15 protein-coding genes and 1 tRNA gene are annotated in these 15,256 nt (G+C 54.8%); 5 read left to right on the forward strand and 11 right to left on the reverse strand.

What is annotated here, in order from left to right; translation table 11 throughout:
• The first annotated feature begins 19 nt into the window (after positions 1-19).
• Positions 20-2,026 (forward strand): DNA helicase Rep, encoded by a 2,007-nt coding sequence (rep, locus tag ACKPCU_RS01210; RefSeq protein ID WP_321349209.1) that lies wholly within the window; start codon positions 20-22, stop codon positions 2,024-2,026.
• Positions 2,027-2,084: 58 nt separating this feature from the next.
• Here rep and ACKPCU_RS01215 read toward each other — a convergent pair whose 3' ends face one another.
• Entirely contained in the window at positions 2,085-2,513 is a 429-nt protein-coding gene (locus tag ACKPCU_RS01215; RefSeq protein ID WP_321349211.1) for a c-type cytochrome, read from the reverse strand.
• Positions 2,514-2,771: 258 nt separating this feature from the next.
• Between ACKPCU_RS01215 and ACKPCU_RS01220 the strand changes: the two genes are divergently transcribed.
• Positions 2,772-2,848 (forward strand) — tRNA-Arg (locus ACKPCU_RS01220).
• Positions 2,849-3,322: 474 nt separating this feature from the next.
• Here ACKPCU_RS01220 and ACKPCU_RS01225 read toward each other — a convergent pair.
• From ACKPCU_RS01225 to ACKPCU_RS01255, 7 genes are all read right to left on the reverse strand, one after another.
• Entirely contained in the window at positions 3,323-3,841 is a 519-nt protein-coding gene (locus tag ACKPCU_RS01225) for a hypothetical protein (RefSeq protein ID WP_321349213.1), read from the reverse strand.
• A gap of 100 nt (positions 3,842-3,941) precedes the next feature.
• The gene (locus ACKPCU_RS01230) at positions 3,942-4,148 is read right to left on the reverse strand and encodes a helix-turn-helix domain-containing protein (RefSeq protein ID WP_118129436.1); all 207 of its coding nucleotides are present in this window, start codon (positions 4,146-4,148) and stop codon (positions 3,942-3,944) included.
• 6 nt (positions 4,149-4,154) lie between these two features.
• The gene (locus tag ACKPCU_RS01235; protein ID WP_321349216.1) at positions 4,155-4,700 is read right to left on the reverse strand and encodes a DUF2975 domain-containing protein; all 546 of its coding nucleotides are present in this window, start codon (positions 4,698-4,700) and stop codon (positions 4,155-4,157) included.
• 200 nt (positions 4,701-4,900) lie between these two features.
• Positions 4,901-5,641, reverse strand: a complete 741-nt coding sequence (locus tag ACKPCU_RS01240) for a hypothetical protein (protein ID WP_321349220.1) — start codon at positions 5,639-5,641, stop codon at positions 4,901-4,903.
• 114 nt (positions 5,642-5,755) lie between these two features.
• Positions 5,756-6,058 carry a hypothetical protein gene (locus ACKPCU_RS01245; protein ID WP_321349222.1) on the reverse strand — a complete coding sequence of 101 codons (303 nt, stop codon included), beginning with the start codon at positions 6,056-6,058 and terminating at the stop codon, positions 5,756-5,758.
• Positions 6,045-6,623 carry a hypothetical protein gene (locus ACKPCU_RS01250; RefSeq protein WP_321349224.1) on the reverse strand — a complete coding sequence of 193 codons (579 nt, stop codon included), beginning with the start codon at positions 6,621-6,623 and terminating at the stop codon, positions 6,045-6,047. The genes ACKPCU_RS01245 and ACKPCU_RS01250 overlap by 14 nt, the downstream gene beginning before the upstream one ends.
• Positions 6,624-6,767: 144 nt before the next feature.
• On the reverse strand, positions 6,768-7,364 hold the full coding sequence (locus tag ACKPCU_RS01255; protein ID WP_321349226.1) for a PaaI family thioesterase: 597 nt from the start codon (positions 7,362-7,364) through the stop codon (positions 6,768-6,770).
• Between the two features lie 337 nt (positions 7,365-7,701).
• Between ACKPCU_RS01255 and ACKPCU_RS01260 the strand changes: the two genes are divergently transcribed.
• From ACKPCU_RS01260 to ACKPCU_RS01270, 3 genes are all read left to right on the forward strand, one after another.
• Positions 7,702-8,550, forward strand: coding sequence for a hypothetical protein (locus ACKPCU_RS01260; RefSeq protein ID WP_321349228.1), 849 nt, complete (start codon positions 7,702-7,704; stop codon positions 8,548-8,550).
• A complete protein-coding gene (locus tag ACKPCU_RS01265) occupies positions 8,547-9,029 on the forward strand; it encodes a pilin (protein WP_104739075.1) in 483 nt (160 codons plus the stop codon). Before ACKPCU_RS01260 ends, ACKPCU_RS01265 begins: the two co-directional genes overlap by 4 nt.
• A 390-nt stretch (positions 9,030-9,419) precedes the next feature.
• Positions 9,420-11,051, forward strand: coding sequence for a methyl-accepting chemotaxis protein (locus ACKPCU_RS01270; protein WP_321349231.1), 1,632 nt, complete (start codon positions 9,420-9,422; stop codon positions 11,049-11,051).
• A 45-nt stretch (positions 11,052-11,096) separates the two neighbouring features.
• Here the strand turns inward: ACKPCU_RS01270 and ACKPCU_RS01275 are convergent, their stop codons facing one another.
• From ACKPCU_RS01275 to ACKPCU_RS01285, 3 genes are all read right to left on the reverse strand, one after another.
• The gene (locus tag ACKPCU_RS01275) at positions 11,097-13,619 is read right to left on the reverse strand and encodes a TonB-dependent receptor (RefSeq protein ID WP_407651782.1); all 2,523 of its coding nucleotides are present in this window, start codon (positions 13,617-13,619) and stop codon (positions 11,097-11,099) included.
• 89 nt (positions 13,620-13,708) lie between these two features.
• Complete coding sequence (locus tag ACKPCU_RS01280; protein ID WP_321349233.1) at positions 13,709-14,677, reverse strand: FecR family protein; 969 nt, start codon at positions 14,675-14,677, stop codon at positions 13,709-13,711.
• Positions 14,670-15,221, reverse strand: a complete 552-nt coding sequence (locus ACKPCU_RS01285; RefSeq protein ID WP_229744451.1) for an RNA polymerase sigma factor — start codon at positions 15,219-15,221, stop codon at positions 14,670-14,672. Before ACKPCU_RS01285 ends, ACKPCU_RS01280 begins: the two co-directional genes overlap by 8 nt.
• Positions 15,222-15,256: the final 35 nt, after the last annotated feature.

Here is a 15,256-nt window from a genome sequence, read left to right on the forward strand (position 1 = left end):
GCTCAGGAGTATCCAAGCCGTGTCACGCCTCAACCCCCGCCAACAGGAAGCCGTCGAATATATCAGCGGGCCGCTGCTGGTGCTGGCAGGGGCCGGTAGCGGCAAGACCAGCGTCATCACGCGCAAGATTGCCTACCTGGTCAAGGAGTGCGGCATCCGTGCGCAAAACATCATCGCGGTGACCTTTACCAACAAGGCTGCGCGCGAAATGAAAGAGCGGGTCAGCCAACTGCTCAAGGGGCCAGATGCCCGCGGCCTGACGGTTTCGACCTTCCACAACCTCGGCCTGAACATCATCCGCAAGGAGCATCAGCGGCTTGGCTACAAGCCCGGCTTCTCGATCTTCGATCAACAGGATGCCATGGCGCTGATTACAGATTTGATGCACAAGGACTACGGCGCCGAAGACGGCATCGAAGGTATCCAGGCACAGATCTCCAACTGGAAGAACGACCTGATCCTGCCGGACGAAGCGCTGGCCAAGGCCAAGACCCCGCAGGAACAGACCGCCGCCAGCGTTTACATGCACTACCAGCGCACGCTCAAGGCGTACAACGCAGTCGACTTTGACGACCTGATCCTGATCCCTGTGGTGTTGTTTCGCGACAACCCCGACGTGCTGGAGAAGTGGCAGTTCCGTATTCGCTACATGCTGGTAGACGAATACCAAGACACCAACGCCAGCCAATACCTGCTGGTCAAGATGCTGGTCGGCAGCCAGGCGCGCTTCACCGTGGTCGGCGACGACGACCAGTCAATCTACGCCTGGCGCGGTGCACGCCCGGAGAATCTGGCACTGCTCAAGGAAGACTTCCCGCACCTCAAGGTGGTCATGCTAGAGCAGAACTACCGCTCCACCAGCCGCATCCTGCGCGCCGCCAACACGCTGATCGCCAACAACCCGCACGTGTTCGAGAAGCAGTTGTGGAGTGAGCTGGGGTATGGCGAACCGCTGCGCGTCATCCGCTGCCGCAACGAGGAAGCCGAGGCCGAGCGGGTGGCAGTTGAAATCCAGAATCAGCATCACCAGCACAAGCGTGCCTGGCGCGACTTCGCGATCCTCTACCGCGGCAACCACCAGGCACGCCTGATTGAGCTTAAGCTGCAGCACCACCAGATCCCCTATCACCTGTCCGGCGGCACCAGCTTCTTCAGCCGCCAGGAAGTGAAGGACCTGATGTCCTACCTGCGCCTGCTGGTCAATCAGGACGACGACAACGCGCTGTTGCGAGTCATCAACGTCCCGCGCCGCGAGATCGGCCCGGCCACACTGGAAAAGCTCGGCACCTACGCTAACGAACGCCAGATCACCATGTATCAGGCCTGCACCGAGATCGGGCTGGGCGAGCGACTGGATGCCCGCTACACCGAAAAACTGCAGCGCTTCATCAGTTGGCTCGATGGCATTCGCAAGCAGTGCTATGAAGGCGACCCAATTGAAACACTGCGGCGCATGGTGCTCGATCTGGACTACGAGAACTGGATTCGCCAAAACTGCTCCAGCGACGACATCGCCGCCAAGCGCATGGGCAACGTCTGGTTCCTGCTCGACTCGATCAAGAGCATCTTAGAAAAGGACGAGAGCGGCGAAAGCAACATTGAGGATGCCATCGCCAAACTGGTCCTGCGCGACATGCTCGAACGTCAGGAAGAGGAAGAGGATTCCGACCGGGTACAGCTGATGACCCTGCATGCCTCCAAGGGGCTGGAATATCCGCACGTGTTCATCATGGGCATGGAAGAGGAAATCCTGCCGCACCGCTCAAGCATCGAAGCCGACAGCGTCGAAGAAGAACGCCGGCTGGCCTACGTTGGCATCACCCGCGCACGCAAGACGCTGGCGTTCACCTTCGCCGCCAAGCGCCGCCAGTTCGGCGAAGTCATCGACTGCGCCCCCAGCCGCTTCCTCGACGAAATCCCCTCCGAGGACCTGGAGTGGGAAGGCACCGAGGAAGCGCCGGTCGAACAGAAACAGGCCCGAGGCAAGGCCGCACTGTCCAACCTGCGCGATCTGCTGAAGGGTTAGCCAGAAAGCAAAACGCCCCGCACAAGGCGGGGCGTTCAGTACAGCACGAAGCGTCGGATCAGAGACCAGACATCTCGTGGATCGCAGCCAGCAGCTCTTCGTCGGAGCAGTCGCCACAGGTGCCTTTCGGCGGCATGGCGTTCAGGCCGTGGATTGCGTTCTGCAGCAGGCCGTCGAAGTCACCACCGTGACCATCAAGACGCGCTTGCCAAGCGTCAGCATCACCCACTTTCGGCGCACCCAGAACACCCGAGCTGTGGCAAGCGGAGCAGAACTTGCCGACTACATCAGCACCGGAGCGCGGGCCTGCCGCAGCAGCGCCACCGCCAGCAACCTCTTCAGCACACGGATCACCCGCCAGGCAGACGGTACCGTAAGGCTTCAGACGTTCAGCGATAGCCTCTTCGTTCGCGGTGGCAGCGAAAGCATTACCGGCAACTACGGCCAGCATGGCCGCCGAGGCCAGCAGAATCTTCTTCAAAGTCATCACCTTGTGCATCCTCATCATGGCTATAAGTGTTGCGCCCAAGTGCATTGCCCGGACAATGTGCGCGAGTATACCGATAAACCCCCACCCGACAAAGTACCCGACTTGCCGCAACGCACAAGGAATCGCCCGTGAGGCATGGACGCGGCCCCGTTCAATGCGTATCATTGCCGCGCTGCAGCGCAGCCTGCTCGCGAGTCGGTTACGACCAACGCGCCACAGGCTGCGGCCATTGGTCGCAACGACCGCAGCCCAGAAGCACCCGTAGCTCAGCTGGATAGAGTACTGCCCTCCGAAGGCAGGGGTCACAGGTTCGAATCCTGTCGGGTGCGCCATACATAGCAAAAGGCCCAGCAACCGCTGGGCCTTTTGCTATGTGCGGTGTTCCGGATGGCCGATTCGAACCTGTCGTTCGACAAATCGCACCGCGATTTGGGCGGAGCAAAGCGACGGGGCAACGCCCCAAGAATCGCCGAAGCGATTCGCAGCCAATCCTGTCAACCTCAGACCGCACCAAGGCAACGCCGTGCCAGCCCCTTTAAAACGCCGAGGAGCGCCCTGAAGCATTTGAGCACCAGTCATGGTTCAGCCAGCAATTCAAACAACCATCAAATTCGAGGCCACAGGCAGATCAGCAAGCTTGCATCGCCCTGTCGAGCTCAAAAGCCAAGCATTTTCTCTCGGCTAGGAGCGGTCATCTGTGGACTACAGCACCAAGGGCCACTCACACTTCAGCATGCCTTTAACGCTTGGTTAAAGGGCAGTTTTAGCCCGTCCCAGTGAGCGAAGCGAACAGTTTGAACCACTTGTTAGGCCTCAGGTTGTTCAGATTTCTTCTTCGGCAACTCAATGACAAGCTCTTTTGATTTGATCTCTTCGAGCCTTGAGTTTATTGAGATCATGCTAATGATATAACCAACAGCTGATTTGATGAATTGGATGTCGCTGTTTCCATGTTTTTCACTGATAGACGGCAGAGTGTGCCGAAGCTTTGCTATTGGTGCATTTATGCCTTCCCCTCGCAAGGAGTGAGCACATTTATTTCTTATTGAGTTCAATGCAAATATTGCACTGTAGGCATCATTCAGCCCCTCCATCTTGTTCATGGATCTAAGTATGCACGCAAGCTGATTAAAGCTGAGTCTTGCTTCTTTTATCCATTTAAAATCCTGAACATGATCTTGGAGAGCTAGATACATAAACTCTTCGATGGCCAGGTGACCTTTGAGGACAACAAGCTCAATGCCGCTACTACTTGGTAATAGTTTAAAAACTTCGTCAGCATATACTGATCTTTCTTTGATTTTTTGGTTTACATCAAATTCCATAGATATGCCTGCTTTGAAATAGCCTAACGTCCGCATTTGCGACTGGTTTGGAGTGCAGCGGAAAACCAGTCCGGCAGCATACGCTTGTTAGCTGTTTTATTTAACCTTCCTGATACTCCAATATATCTCCGGGTTGGCAATTAAGCTCTCTACAAATAGCATTCAGTGTTGTTAAGCGAATCGCTTTCGCCTTGCCCGTTTTCAAAATAGATAAATTTTGCTCAGAAATCCCAATAAGTTTCGCCAGCTCATTTGATTTCATTTTTTGCTTTGCAAGCACCACATCTAGGTTTACTACAATTGCCATTGTGCTTTATACCGTATGTGCTAGTTCGCTTTCTAATTTTGATGCCTCTTTCATTACCCAGGAGACTAACAGAACGACTGCCCCGATAATTAATGTACCTACATCTGAAACCCCAAACTGCGCAGCTATCATACGTTCTCCTGGCATGTTGTTGAATGTCAAAACAATGCTTATTAGAACGACAAATAACAGATTGGCAACAACCCAAGATATCAACGCGTACCCGAGACGACGAATATAGTTTACATTTTGCTCAGAAAAAACAATTCCCCTCTCGTAGAGCTTAAACAGTTCTTTTAGATTTATAGCCCCATATACAGCAACAGATACGGGAATCAAGCTGACTGAAAATGCCAATAAGAGAGTTTTAAGAGGGAGCGTCTGGTTAACCACAACAGGTAGCTCAGTCGTAAACCCAGCAGGTAGGTAGTTAAAAAACACCCAATACGTCAAGGTTACGGCGGGAATAAAAAAAATTAAAACCGTAAACAGTAATCGAAATGTACCGCTGACACGTTGTATGCGTTTAATATTTTCGCTTTCACTTTTCATAGACTAAAACCTCCGCTTCTTCAAGAATGAAAAGAGAGCATAGGAGATAAATTATCGTTTTTCAATATTTTTTTATCGCATATCGATAATATGCTTGAGGCGACGCTCCACGCTGATTTTACAACTAACGCCAGCCAGCATGCGCGGCTACGGAATGGAGGCGAAGCCGCAATGTAGTAGACGTCGCGTGCCTGGCCTTGTTATGCATTGTTTTGAAGTTCCCACGCCAACGCTTTATACAGGCTTCCAGCAGACTCCTTCACAAATGAAACCTGCTCTTCAGACACCTTTTCTCCGTGAATGGCATAGTTGCAAATAGCAACCACCTCCAAAACGCCGTTAACAATTTTTGGAGAAACAATCTCGTCACGCATCAGATCTCTCAGAGTCCGATGTAAGGATGTCCGTCGAGGATCAATACCGTTGCGTCGTACATACCCATTAACCAACCTCTCAAACGATAGCCTTATCTTAAATAGATCTACGTTAGCGCTGGGAATGCTATCGATGAACTCCAACTGGGTCTCACCCGTCTGGCGCTCCGGAACGTTAAATTCTCGAAGTGCTTCAAAAACTTGCTGCTTAATATCTGGAATTTCAGAATCTTTTGCGGGCAGGGGCGAACCACCATTTATATGAACATGGCTTGTATTCGTGGCGGAAACATCTATGGATGACTGGAGTTCGACCTTCATCATTGCCATTTGATGCGACAGATCTTTCTTCAGCTGATCAATATCTTGCTTTAGGTGCAGACCAAATAATTTCACGTCTTTGAATACTGGGGCCAAACAGATAGCGATCCAAACTAAAAAAACGACGGTGTCGAAATAGGTTGGATTGCCTGCAAGAAGTTGCGCATGTCGAAAGAATAGATATATACCCAGCGCTATCACCAGGATGAACCACCAGACGACCCTGAAATTGTTCGAATTAATCATCTAAAAATCAGCTTCCTTGTGATGCTTAACGCCCGCAGCACGCGCGGCTTTGTAGTGGAGGCGAAGCCGCAACGTAAAAGCCGTCGCTGTGCCTGCGATTGTTATGTTCTTGACTCAGAACGGTAAGCTCAAACCAGAAGACTGAGCAACATCATAAAGGCGACGGGCCACATCATAGTCATTCCATGTCTGGTTTGTGTAAAACCGATATTCCTTTTGATCTTGTGAATCAAAATAAAACAAGACAAATTCACCATACTCTTCAATTCCATTGAATGAGTACCTTAAAAATACGGTAAAATGATCAGTTTGTAACTGGACATTAGAATTATCATCATCATATATCCATGAAAACTCACCGCTCTCAGTTCTTTTTATAAGCTCAACAACAAAATCTTTGATCTTAGGAGGAAACATACTCACCTCTCTTTGCTGGATTCATTTCTTCAAGGCACCTTTTTATGTTTAAAATATCTTTTTGAATTTTCGATCTCTTCCCTTTACCCAGTGGCGCCTGAGGACTCGTATGTGTCGCTTGCTGTAGACTAAGCTCAATATCACCTAGAACACCGTCTATCTCGTTAACAAGATTTTCTGGACCGGATATTCGAAGATAGGTACGCCTAAAGTGTTGAAAGCATTTTAGCGATAGTACGTAGCGCTCGCCAGATACATGCTCATTAGCTTCATCAAGCACGGCAAGGCATTCACTTACAAATGAAGCGCCATTCACGTCCCTAGCTTGTTTAAGAATATTTCTCGCCTCGTCACGAATACTTTTAGAAACGTGTACACTGTGCAAGACTTCAAACACCGCCACCAGCAACGCAATTAAAGTCGCGACCACTCCAAAGTACGAAAATTCATTGAGATAACTATCATTTCCGATAACCTCGCCTTTGAATTTTAATGACGCAAGAAGCACACCTAATGAAATTAATAGATATGCGATCCTGATCCAGTGATTTCTAAGAAAATTCATTGTTTTCTACATATCCTCGTAGAACATAACAGTTGAGTGGACCGACGGCTTTATAATTGCATATTAGTGACTTCTTCATAACACCGCCTTACCCGGCCTGTTAAACGCGTACATTTTCCTTATAAAACAACTAGTTACCTTATTTCAACTGCGTGCGACCTGTATTCGCTTGGCTTCCTCTTTTTGTGCAGCCAGTAACACTGTATAAGCATGCAGTACGGATTCGATATGGACACCACACCTGCCAAGCCACGCCTGCGAAAGCAGTTTCGTGGCTGCAGCGTAAGCACAATATGGCGTTCCGGCTTGGAGCCGGCGTTTGCTATAACTTGCGAATAGCAGCTGCTGCCTAGCCTTTGCCACGACCTTATCTCCCTGAAACAACTCACCAGACAGATAGCATATCCCTGCTCCGCGCTTTTCGACCTTTCCTACCCCGCGCAGCCGCCCCGGCTTGGCTGGCGAGAAGAACTGCACGTTGAGGTTTAATGTCGGTGCAAATTCGCCCTCTGCCAGCTGAGAGGCAAGCGCAGGCCCCATGGTGTCGTCGAGCATGGCTGACAGAAACCCACCTTGGATATTGCCCGCAGGATTGGTGAATTCCGGCTTCCCATCAAACTCGGCCTCGAGAACACCTCGCTCAGAATCAACATGCAAGATTGTCATGCCGAGAGTCTGGGCGGCGGCTGGTTGCGGCAGATTGCCTTCCTGTATCTGCCAGAAAAATGCGTTTGGGTCCATGAACGTTCCTTGTCTTCAACGGAAACACAAACTGTTGTTTACGTAGACTGCGCCTCCCAGTCAAATGTCTGAAGTTGCTGCTTATCAGCCCAAAACATCGGCGCGGGGACCCAGCGCCCAGTGCCGGCGGCTCTCAACCGCTGCCCCAAGCCAACCAGCAAGCCAGTACGATGCGGTCAGAGCACACTGCGCAGCGATGAACTCTGGTGACCCGCTTCCCCTTCTGAAACACGTCGCGGTTGCGCTGCTTGAGCCGCTTTCAGGAGTGTGCGATTGTGGCGCCCGAGGCCTGTCAGCAAACGGGCCGAACAGCGTCAACAGGGAGCGTACGCAGAGCATGACGTGGGATAGATTTGGCTACATTTGCCGCAAGGCAAGTAGCGAGAGTACGGGCGCTGACACCGTGGCAGCGCGGCTAGGCAAGATCTGCGACGAAGACGCCTGCTCGCTCTACGGCCACAGACTGGTGGCAAACACCTGGCCCGCTCAGTTGCTGACCCAGCTAGCCAACATGCGCGATCCTGAACGCGCAGAGCGTGCCCTCGCTATCTACCAGCGACTCAATCTGGGCAGGCCGCTGGACACCCCTATCAAATTCAAGCGCGCACTGGCGTACCTGAGCTACGTCACTCTGGTGTTCTACGCGGTCACCGCCATTTATCAGTTGAAGGTCACTCCCGCCTTCAGCAGTGTCTTCGACAACCTCGGGGTAACACCACCCACCTATCTCGCGTTGTACCAAGCCTATTGGGGCGTATTCGTGCTCGCCATCTCGGTGCTGATCCTGCTGGCGCTGCTGAGCGCATTGCAAATGCGCCGGCTCTTTCAGTTCGAGGTGAATGCCCAGAACCGGCTGCTCTGCCGCCTGCTGGTAATACCCGCTTGCCGGCGCGCCTATGCTCGCACCGTTGAAGCCCTGCAATATCCAACCCTCGACGAGCCAGCACAACCGGGCGAACAAGCGAGCTTGATACAGCAACATCTGCGGCAGGTTGAAGACAGCAGCATGGACCTGGCTATCGAGATTCAAACGCTCGCAGAAGTACAGATGCAGGCTTTTTTGCAGGCCTGCGAAAAACAGCTCAAGGGCCTCACGACACTGATCGCCGTGGTCGTCATCGTCGCGGTAATGATGTTCCTGTCCAGTGCCTATTCACCGATCTTCAGCCTGGGAGAAGCAATATGAACAGCAACCGCGGTTTCACCCTGATCGAGCTGATGGTGGTGTGCGCAATCATCGGCATTCTGGCATCCATCGCCCTGCCGTCCTACCAGACCTACATCCAGCGCAGTGAGATTACCGAAGCGCTGAGTATGGCCGGATCGCTGAAGAGCAGGGTAAACAACTACTACGAAGAGCGGCTGGCCTTCCCTGTCGACAATGCTGCCGCCGGCATGCCCGCGCCTCAGCAGTTGATCGGCAACCGGATAACCGGCGTGGTCGTCGAGTCAGGCGCTATCCATGTGACCCTTGGCAACAAGGCATCGCAGCCGCTGCAAGGCAAGACGCTGAGCTTTCGTCCGGCCGTGGTAACCGGCAGCCCGGAGAGCCCGATTGCCTGGCTATGCGGCTATGATGAACCGGTCACCGGCATGGAAACTCGCGGCATCAACAAGACCGACCTGCCCCGTGAGTTTCTGCCCGCCGCCTGCCGTGGCAGCTAGAACGCCGAGCCGGGAACGCCTGCAAACCTCGCTGCAATCGCGAGGATTACCCGCCCCACCCTTGCTGTGCTTTCCCGGATATTTGCTAGGCTCTGAATAAGGTAAGGCGGATCTGCTGCTCGCCGCAGTGGGATCGACAACACCTGCGTCCAAGCAACATGAGCCTTGGTAAAACCGCTGTTGCCGAGACGAAGCCCGGCACGGAAACGGGCGCAACATGTATCTGCAACGAAACCCAAACATATCTCTGATTTTTTCTATCAAGAGATAGGCGTAGTCGCCGATAATCCGGTGGGCTCAGCCAAGCGCATCACCTGAATGGTGCAAACCTGAAGCCAGACCTCTCTATTTCTTGTCCGCCGCATGAGAATTGCGGCTTCTGGAGCCTTAATGTCCATTAGAAACCTCAAAATAGGTATTCGAGCCGGCCTCTGCTTTGCAGCCATGACCGTGCTGATCATTGCGCTTGGCGTGATCACGGTCCTGCAAATGCAGCGCATGAATGATCTGTCCGACGAGATCGACCAAAACTGGTTGCCCGCGATTGTGTCCGTTAATGATATGGGGATCTCGATTTCGCAGATACGGGCCTTGACGTTGCGCATGCTGACGCAGACTGATGCCAACGACATTAGGGAGACACGCGAACGCCTCAAGGACGCAGTCGAGACGATGGCTACCGCCAAGCGGCGTTACGAGGCACTGATCTCATCCGAGCGCGAGCGCGACGCCTATGAGACGTTCAGCACGGCACTGGACGCCTACCTGACTCACCAGAGACAGGTCGTAGAGCTGGTCAGCCAGGGCAAAAACGTGCAAGCGGACGAATTGGTCAATCGCTACCTGAACGACGACGCCGATAATATGGTCCAGAAGCTGACCTCCCTTACCGATATCAACGAGAAGGGGGCAACGGCAGCCACCGCCAGCAGCTCGAGCGTTTTCCGCGAAAGCCTTACGGTAGTTCTATGTATGGCCGCAGCCAGTCTGGTGCTTACGATTATCATGGCGATCCTGCTGACCCGCAGCATTGTTACACCGCTTAGTAAGGCGGTGCGGCTGGCCAATGTCATCGCCTCTGGCGACCTCACTCAACAGATGCAGGATCAGGGCAAGGATGAACCGGCGGAACTGCTGGCGGCCCTGAACACCATGCAGCAGAACCTTGCAGAGACCATCCACGGGATCAACACTTCCTCTACCCAACTGGCGTCGGCCGCAGAAGAGCTGAATGCGGTTACCGAAGATGCCAATCGCGGCATCCGCCAACAGAATCAGGAAATGGAGCAGGCCGCCACGGCAGTGAACGAAATGACCACGGCCGTTGAAGAAGTTGCGACCAACGCTGTCAGCACCTCGGAGGCATCGAAAGAAACCAACGAGCGCGCACAAAACGGTCAGCATCAGGTTCAGCAAACCGTCAGCTCGATCAATTCACTGACCAGCAATATCACTGAAACCGCCAGCAGCGTGGAAGACCTGGCACAGGACGTCCGCAACATCGCCCAGGTGCTCGAGGTCATTCGCAGCGTGGCCGAACAGACCAACCTGCTGGCGCTGAACGCCGCGATTGAAGCAGCGCGAGCCGGCGAACAGGGCCGCGGCTTTGCCGTTGTGGCCGACGAAGTACGCGCCTTGGCGCACCGCACTCAGCAGTCAACCGAAGAAATCGAGCGGATGATCGACACCGTGCAGAAAGGGGCCAGCAGCGCCGTTACTGCGATGCAAAGCAGCATGGGGCTGGCGACCTCGACCCTGAGCATGGCACAACAGGCTGGCGAGGCACTGGAGGATATTACCCGCGCCATTGGTTCGATCAACGAACGCAATCTGGTGATTGCCAGCGCATCCGAGGAACAGGCCCAGGTCGCCCGCGAGGTCGACCGCAACCTGGTCAACATCCGCGACCTGTCCATGCAGACTGCAGCTGGTGCCCAGCAGACCAACGCTGCCAGTCAGGAGCTATCTCGCCTGGCAGTCGACCTGAACTCACTGGTAACCCGCTTCCGGCTTACCTCTTGAGGGCGGGCCGCTGCAGCAGTCATGTCGGCTGCTGCAGCGGTCAAATCAGAACGCGTAGCTGACGCTGAACTTGGCGTTACGCCCCTGCGAGTAGGCATTGTCACCGGACATCGCCGGACGATAGAAGCGGTTGAAGATGTTATCGACCGTCAGCTTGACGCTGAGGTCGGCCAATTGACCACTGCGCGGCGACCAGTCGGCGAACACCCGATGCACGTCATAACTGCCATTGGCGTAGCTATCCCAGTAGCGCTCACCGCTGCCGTCATAGCGATCCGAGGGCTGGCGATCACTCTTACGCACAAACTCGCCCTGCCAGCCCACCTGCATATCCAGTTCGGGAAGCTTCAGCCCCAGCATCGCCACCCATTTAACCGGCGGAATATCCCGAGCCCAAACATTGGGACCCCAGGGGTTGCTATAGGCACCGTCGTGGCGCCCTTCGGTCCAAGAGTAGGACAGGCTGGCAAACACACGGCGGCTGTCATAATAGCTCTCGATTTCAGCGCCGCGAATGGTCAGGTCGCCTAGGTTACGGTAGTTAGACAGCGGTAGCAGGTCCGCACAATCCTCGCTGATCCTGCCGCCATTTTCGGATTGTGCCTGACAGGCGATGGAGCGAAACTTGAAGATCTCATCGCTGATACGGTGACGGAACAGCGTAGTGCGAACCTGTAAGTTGTCTCCCTGTGTGATCAGGTCCGGCAGACTAACCACAGCACCAGTGCGAACGCCACGAATGCGCTCTGCGTCCAGACCACGGCTGGATGATCCCCAGGTTGAGGAGCTCTGGACCTCATACTGCTCATCCAGCACCGGCGCCCGCCAGCTACTTGCATAGTCTGCAAACAAACCGAGTTTCTGATTAACCCGCCAGAAGATAGATAGCCTTGGCGACCAGCCAGCGTAGGTCACTGACCGATAATCATGCCCTCTTTCGGGGTTGTTATATCGGCTTGCAAGGTTCGGCTTACCCTGATTACGCACGTGGTCATAACGCAACGAAGGCGTGATGGTCACATCTTTCCAGGTAATGGCATCTTGAAAATAGATGCTGCGCACCCTTTGCTCACCGGCCGGCATAAAGTACGGCTGGAACCAACCAAAGTTGTATTCCGGCTTGTCAGCATAATTGGGGTAATGCATCAACACGGAGCGCTTATGTTCGCGCCATTGGAGTCCGGCAGTAACTTCGTGCGCTAACATTCCAGTATCAAACAGACTGATGTTGCGCGCCTCGAACATCCGGTCCGTATACTCCGTATTCATATACTTACCGCCTGAGGTGAGGCCAAAGTAAGCATCATCGTCCCGGGTATCGGTCTGATCGGTGCTTGAATAGGAGTAAGTCAGTTCGAGATCAAGCAGTGGATTATCGACAGGCTGATACTGGTACTTGCCGGCCCAGGTGGTATCAACGAGTTCACGGTTAGACGTCAAACGATTTAGGGCAGCCTCTAGGCTGCCGTACTTTTTTATGGAGTAAAGGCTAGGCACGACAAAGCTGGTTGCTGCGAAGGGCGTCCGCAAGTTGCTTTTACTCCGGCTATAAGTCAGCCCAAAACTATGTTCCAGCGTCGGGTGGAAGTTACCTTTTACCAGCATTGAATCCTGATTCTGTGCGGTGCTGGGATAACGCTTTGGATAACGATACCGCTCACCAAGGTCTATATGGCCGGCGAACTTGATGTCATCACCATCCCGGTGGCTCTGGTAATACAACCCGTCAAACATGCCATCTTCAGTACGGCCAAACACAGAACCCGTGTAGATTTGCTGATGGTCGTTACTCTGATAACCATATTTTACGAAGGCACCCGTATTGCGCCCCGGCTTAAGCATATCCGTTGCGTCGCGGGTTTCCATATGCACGGTGCCACCAAAACCGCCGTTACCAGTCAATGCCGAGTAAGGCCCCTTCTCCACCTCAACACTTTTAATCAGCTCTGGCTCAATAAAGATAGTGCCCTGCTGATAGCGCTCAAAACCGCTTTTATTCGCACCATCCAGGGTAAAAGGGACATCTTCCGCATCACCCAGGCCCCAGATATTGACCCGCTGGCCGCCGGGCTTAACAGAACCGGTCATGCTGACGCCCGGTAGCGTTTGTAGCAACTCGGGTACATTACCGGCCTGCTGCCGTTCGATATCACGGCGTCCCATCGTCGAGCGCCCGACATTGGCGGAATTGACCTCCAACCCATCGCCGACCACGGTAATGGTTTGCAGAGTCAGGCTGTTATCAGTGCTGGCAGGTACAGACTGCGGTCGGATGACAAAACCTTGGTTGACCGGTATCAGCTCCAGATTCGAGCCCTGAAGCAGCAATCTCAGCGCGTCTTCCGGCTCGTAACGGCCCTGCAGGGCCGGTGCAGTAAACCCGTGCGTCTGCGCCTCATCAAACAAAATCTGCAGTTGGCCAGCCTGCGCCAGTCGGGTCAGCGACGAGGCCAGTGGCTGCATCGGCATGGACAGTTCAATCGGGGCAGCCTGCAGTTGCAGGCTGACGGCAGCCAGTAACGACAGGGTCAGCCGGGACAGTGCAGAACGGGGCAGGCAGGGATTCATCACGCTCTCCTTGGGTGTGCAGCAAGTGGATAACACCCCAGAAAACGCAGCAGCGGAGCAAACCCCCACCCCTCAAATGAAAAATATTTTCATTTGCGTCCAGTCAGTTGAATCGAGCCGTCCGCCAGTTCGGTCAACTCGACCGGCAGCAACTGCGGCAACGCCCGCAGGAAACGGTCCGGGTGATGGATGTCCAGCGTGCCGGACAGCCGTCGCGTCAGCAGCTCAGGATCCGTGACCCGAACCGCCTGACCACGGTAGCGAGCAAGCTCCTGCGCCAGCTCGGACAACGGGCGGTCATGAAACACCAGCAGCCCGCTGCGCCAGCTGCCGACCTCGGCCAGCGGCAGCCGAGTGCTGCGCGCCGTTGCCGTGGCATAGTCGATCTCGATCCGTTGACCCGGCGTCAGCTCCTGAGCGGCAAGCTCGGGACGGCCCGGCTCGACCTTGACCCGGCCTTGCTCCACTGCGACCGCCAGCCCCGTGTCACTGCGCCGAACATTGAAGCGCGTACCAACGACCTCAACCTGCCCATCACCCGCCGAGATCCGGAACGGCCGCTCGGCATCCTTGGCCACCGCAAAAAACGCCTCGCCGGCAACCAGCGTTACCTCTCGCCGATCATCGTAGTAGCGCACTTCAGCCGTTGAGCCGAGGTTCAACGTCAGCTCACTGCCATCCTCCAGCAGGATATGGCGGATATCATCCAACCCGGCGCTGGCGGTGAGTTGCATCACCGGTGCTTGCCACTGCTGCAACAGCAACAGTCCGACGCCCAGCAGCACCGCCGCAGCCAACGCGGTAACGCTTCGCAGACGCCTGGGCCTGCTTGTCGTGATCGACCTGACCGTTGCCGGACTGGCCAGCGCCGGCCGCTCCAGCAGATCACAGTCATCCCACAGCAGCTGTATGTCGGCATAGGCCTGGGCGTGCTCGGGACTGGCGGCCAGCCAGCGGGAAAACTCCGCCTGCTCAGCAGCCGACAATGCCCGCGCCTGACGCCGGGAGAACCAGACAGCGGCTTGCTCATCGATTTGGGCTGTGCGCGAATCAGTCACGCGAACCTCCCGAACCCCCGGTCTGAGCGGTGCGCGCCTGTTTGCGGCAGTGCAGCAGAGCACTGGCAATGTGTTTTTCCACCATGCTCAGCGATATCCCCATGCGCTCTGCCACGGCGGCTTGCGATAGTCCTTCAAACTTGTGCAGCACAAATGCCTCCTTGCGTTTAGGGGGCAAATCCTCCAACGCAATGGCCAACAGATGCAAGCGCTGTTGTTGCTCAAGCTGTCGCAATGGACCCTCCGTCTGCAAGGCGTCATCACTCTCTTCTGCGGAGTCGCTCAACTCCACCACACCGCTACCGGTGCGCACCTGCTGGCGGCGCCAGTGGTCGTAAAGCAGGTTGCGGGCGATGCGAAACAGCAGCGGACGTGGCGGCACTGCCTGCTCATACACGCGGCTATCAAGCCAGCGAACCAGCGCATCCTGAGTCAGGTCGTCCGCGTCCTGGCTACTGCTCATGCGGCGGTCGAGAAACCGCCGCAACTCCGCACGCAGGCTCGTCAAATCAGCGCTACCAACCGGACCTGAGGCGTCACTCACAACACAGCACCCGTACTGAACAGAAAATCGACAAG

The sequence above is a fragment of the Halopseudomonas oceani genome, from assembly GCF_963677335.1.
In the GTDB taxonomy this organism is placed as follows: domain Bacteria; phylum Pseudomonadota; class Gammaproteobacteria; order Pseudomonadales; family Pseudomonadaceae; genus Halopseudomonas; species Halopseudomonas oceani.

Bases quoted from the DNA above. Each gene is read 5' to 3' on its own strand.
- ACKPCU_RS01215 (WP_321349211.1), bottom strand. From the start codon at position 2,513: ATGACTTTGAAGAAGATTCTGCTGGCCTCGGCGGCCATGCTGGCCGTA.
- ACKPCU_RS01225 (WP_321349213.1), bottom strand. From the start codon at position 3,841: ATGGAATTTGATGTAAACCAAAAAATCAAAGAAAGATCAGTATATGCT.
- ACKPCU_RS01230 (WP_118129436.1), bottom strand. From the start codon at position 4,148: ATGGCAATTGTAGTAAACCTAGATGTGGTGCTTGCAAAGCAAAAAATG.
- ACKPCU_RS01235 (WP_321349216.1), bottom strand. From the start codon at position 4,700: ATGAAAAGTGAAAGCGAAAATATTAAACGCATACAACGTGTCAGCGGT.
- ACKPCU_RS01240 (WP_321349220.1), bottom strand. From the start codon at position 5,641: ATGATTAATTCGAACAATTTCAGGGTCGTCTGGTGGTTCATCCTGGTG.
- ACKPCU_RS01245 (WP_321349222.1), bottom strand. From the start codon at position 6,058: ATGTTTCCTCCTAAGATCAAAGATTTTGTTGTTGAGCTTATAAAAAGA.
- ACKPCU_RS01250 (WP_321349224.1), bottom strand. From the start codon at position 6,623: ATGAATTTTCTTAGAAATCACTGGATCAGGATCGCATATCTATTAATT.
- ACKPCU_RS01255 (WP_321349226.1), bottom strand. From the start codon at position 7,364: ATGGACCCAAACGCATTTTTCTGGCAGATACAGGAAGGCAATCTGCCG.
- ACKPCU_RS01260 (WP_321349228.1), top strand. From the start codon at position 7,702: ATGACGTGGGATAGATTTGGCTACATTTGCCGCAAGGCAAGTAGCGAG.
- ACKPCU_RS01265 (WP_104739075.1), top strand. From the start codon at position 8,547: ATGAACAGCAACCGCGGTTTCACCCTGATCGAGCTGATGGTGGTGTGC.
- ACKPCU_RS01270 (WP_321349231.1), top strand. From the start codon at position 9,420: ATGTCCATTAGAAACCTCAAAATAGGTATTCGAGCCGGCCTCTGCTTT.
- ACKPCU_RS01275 (WP_407651782.1), bottom strand. From the start codon at position 13,619: ATGAATCCCTGCCTGCCCCGTTCTGCACTGTCCCGGCTGACCCTGTCG.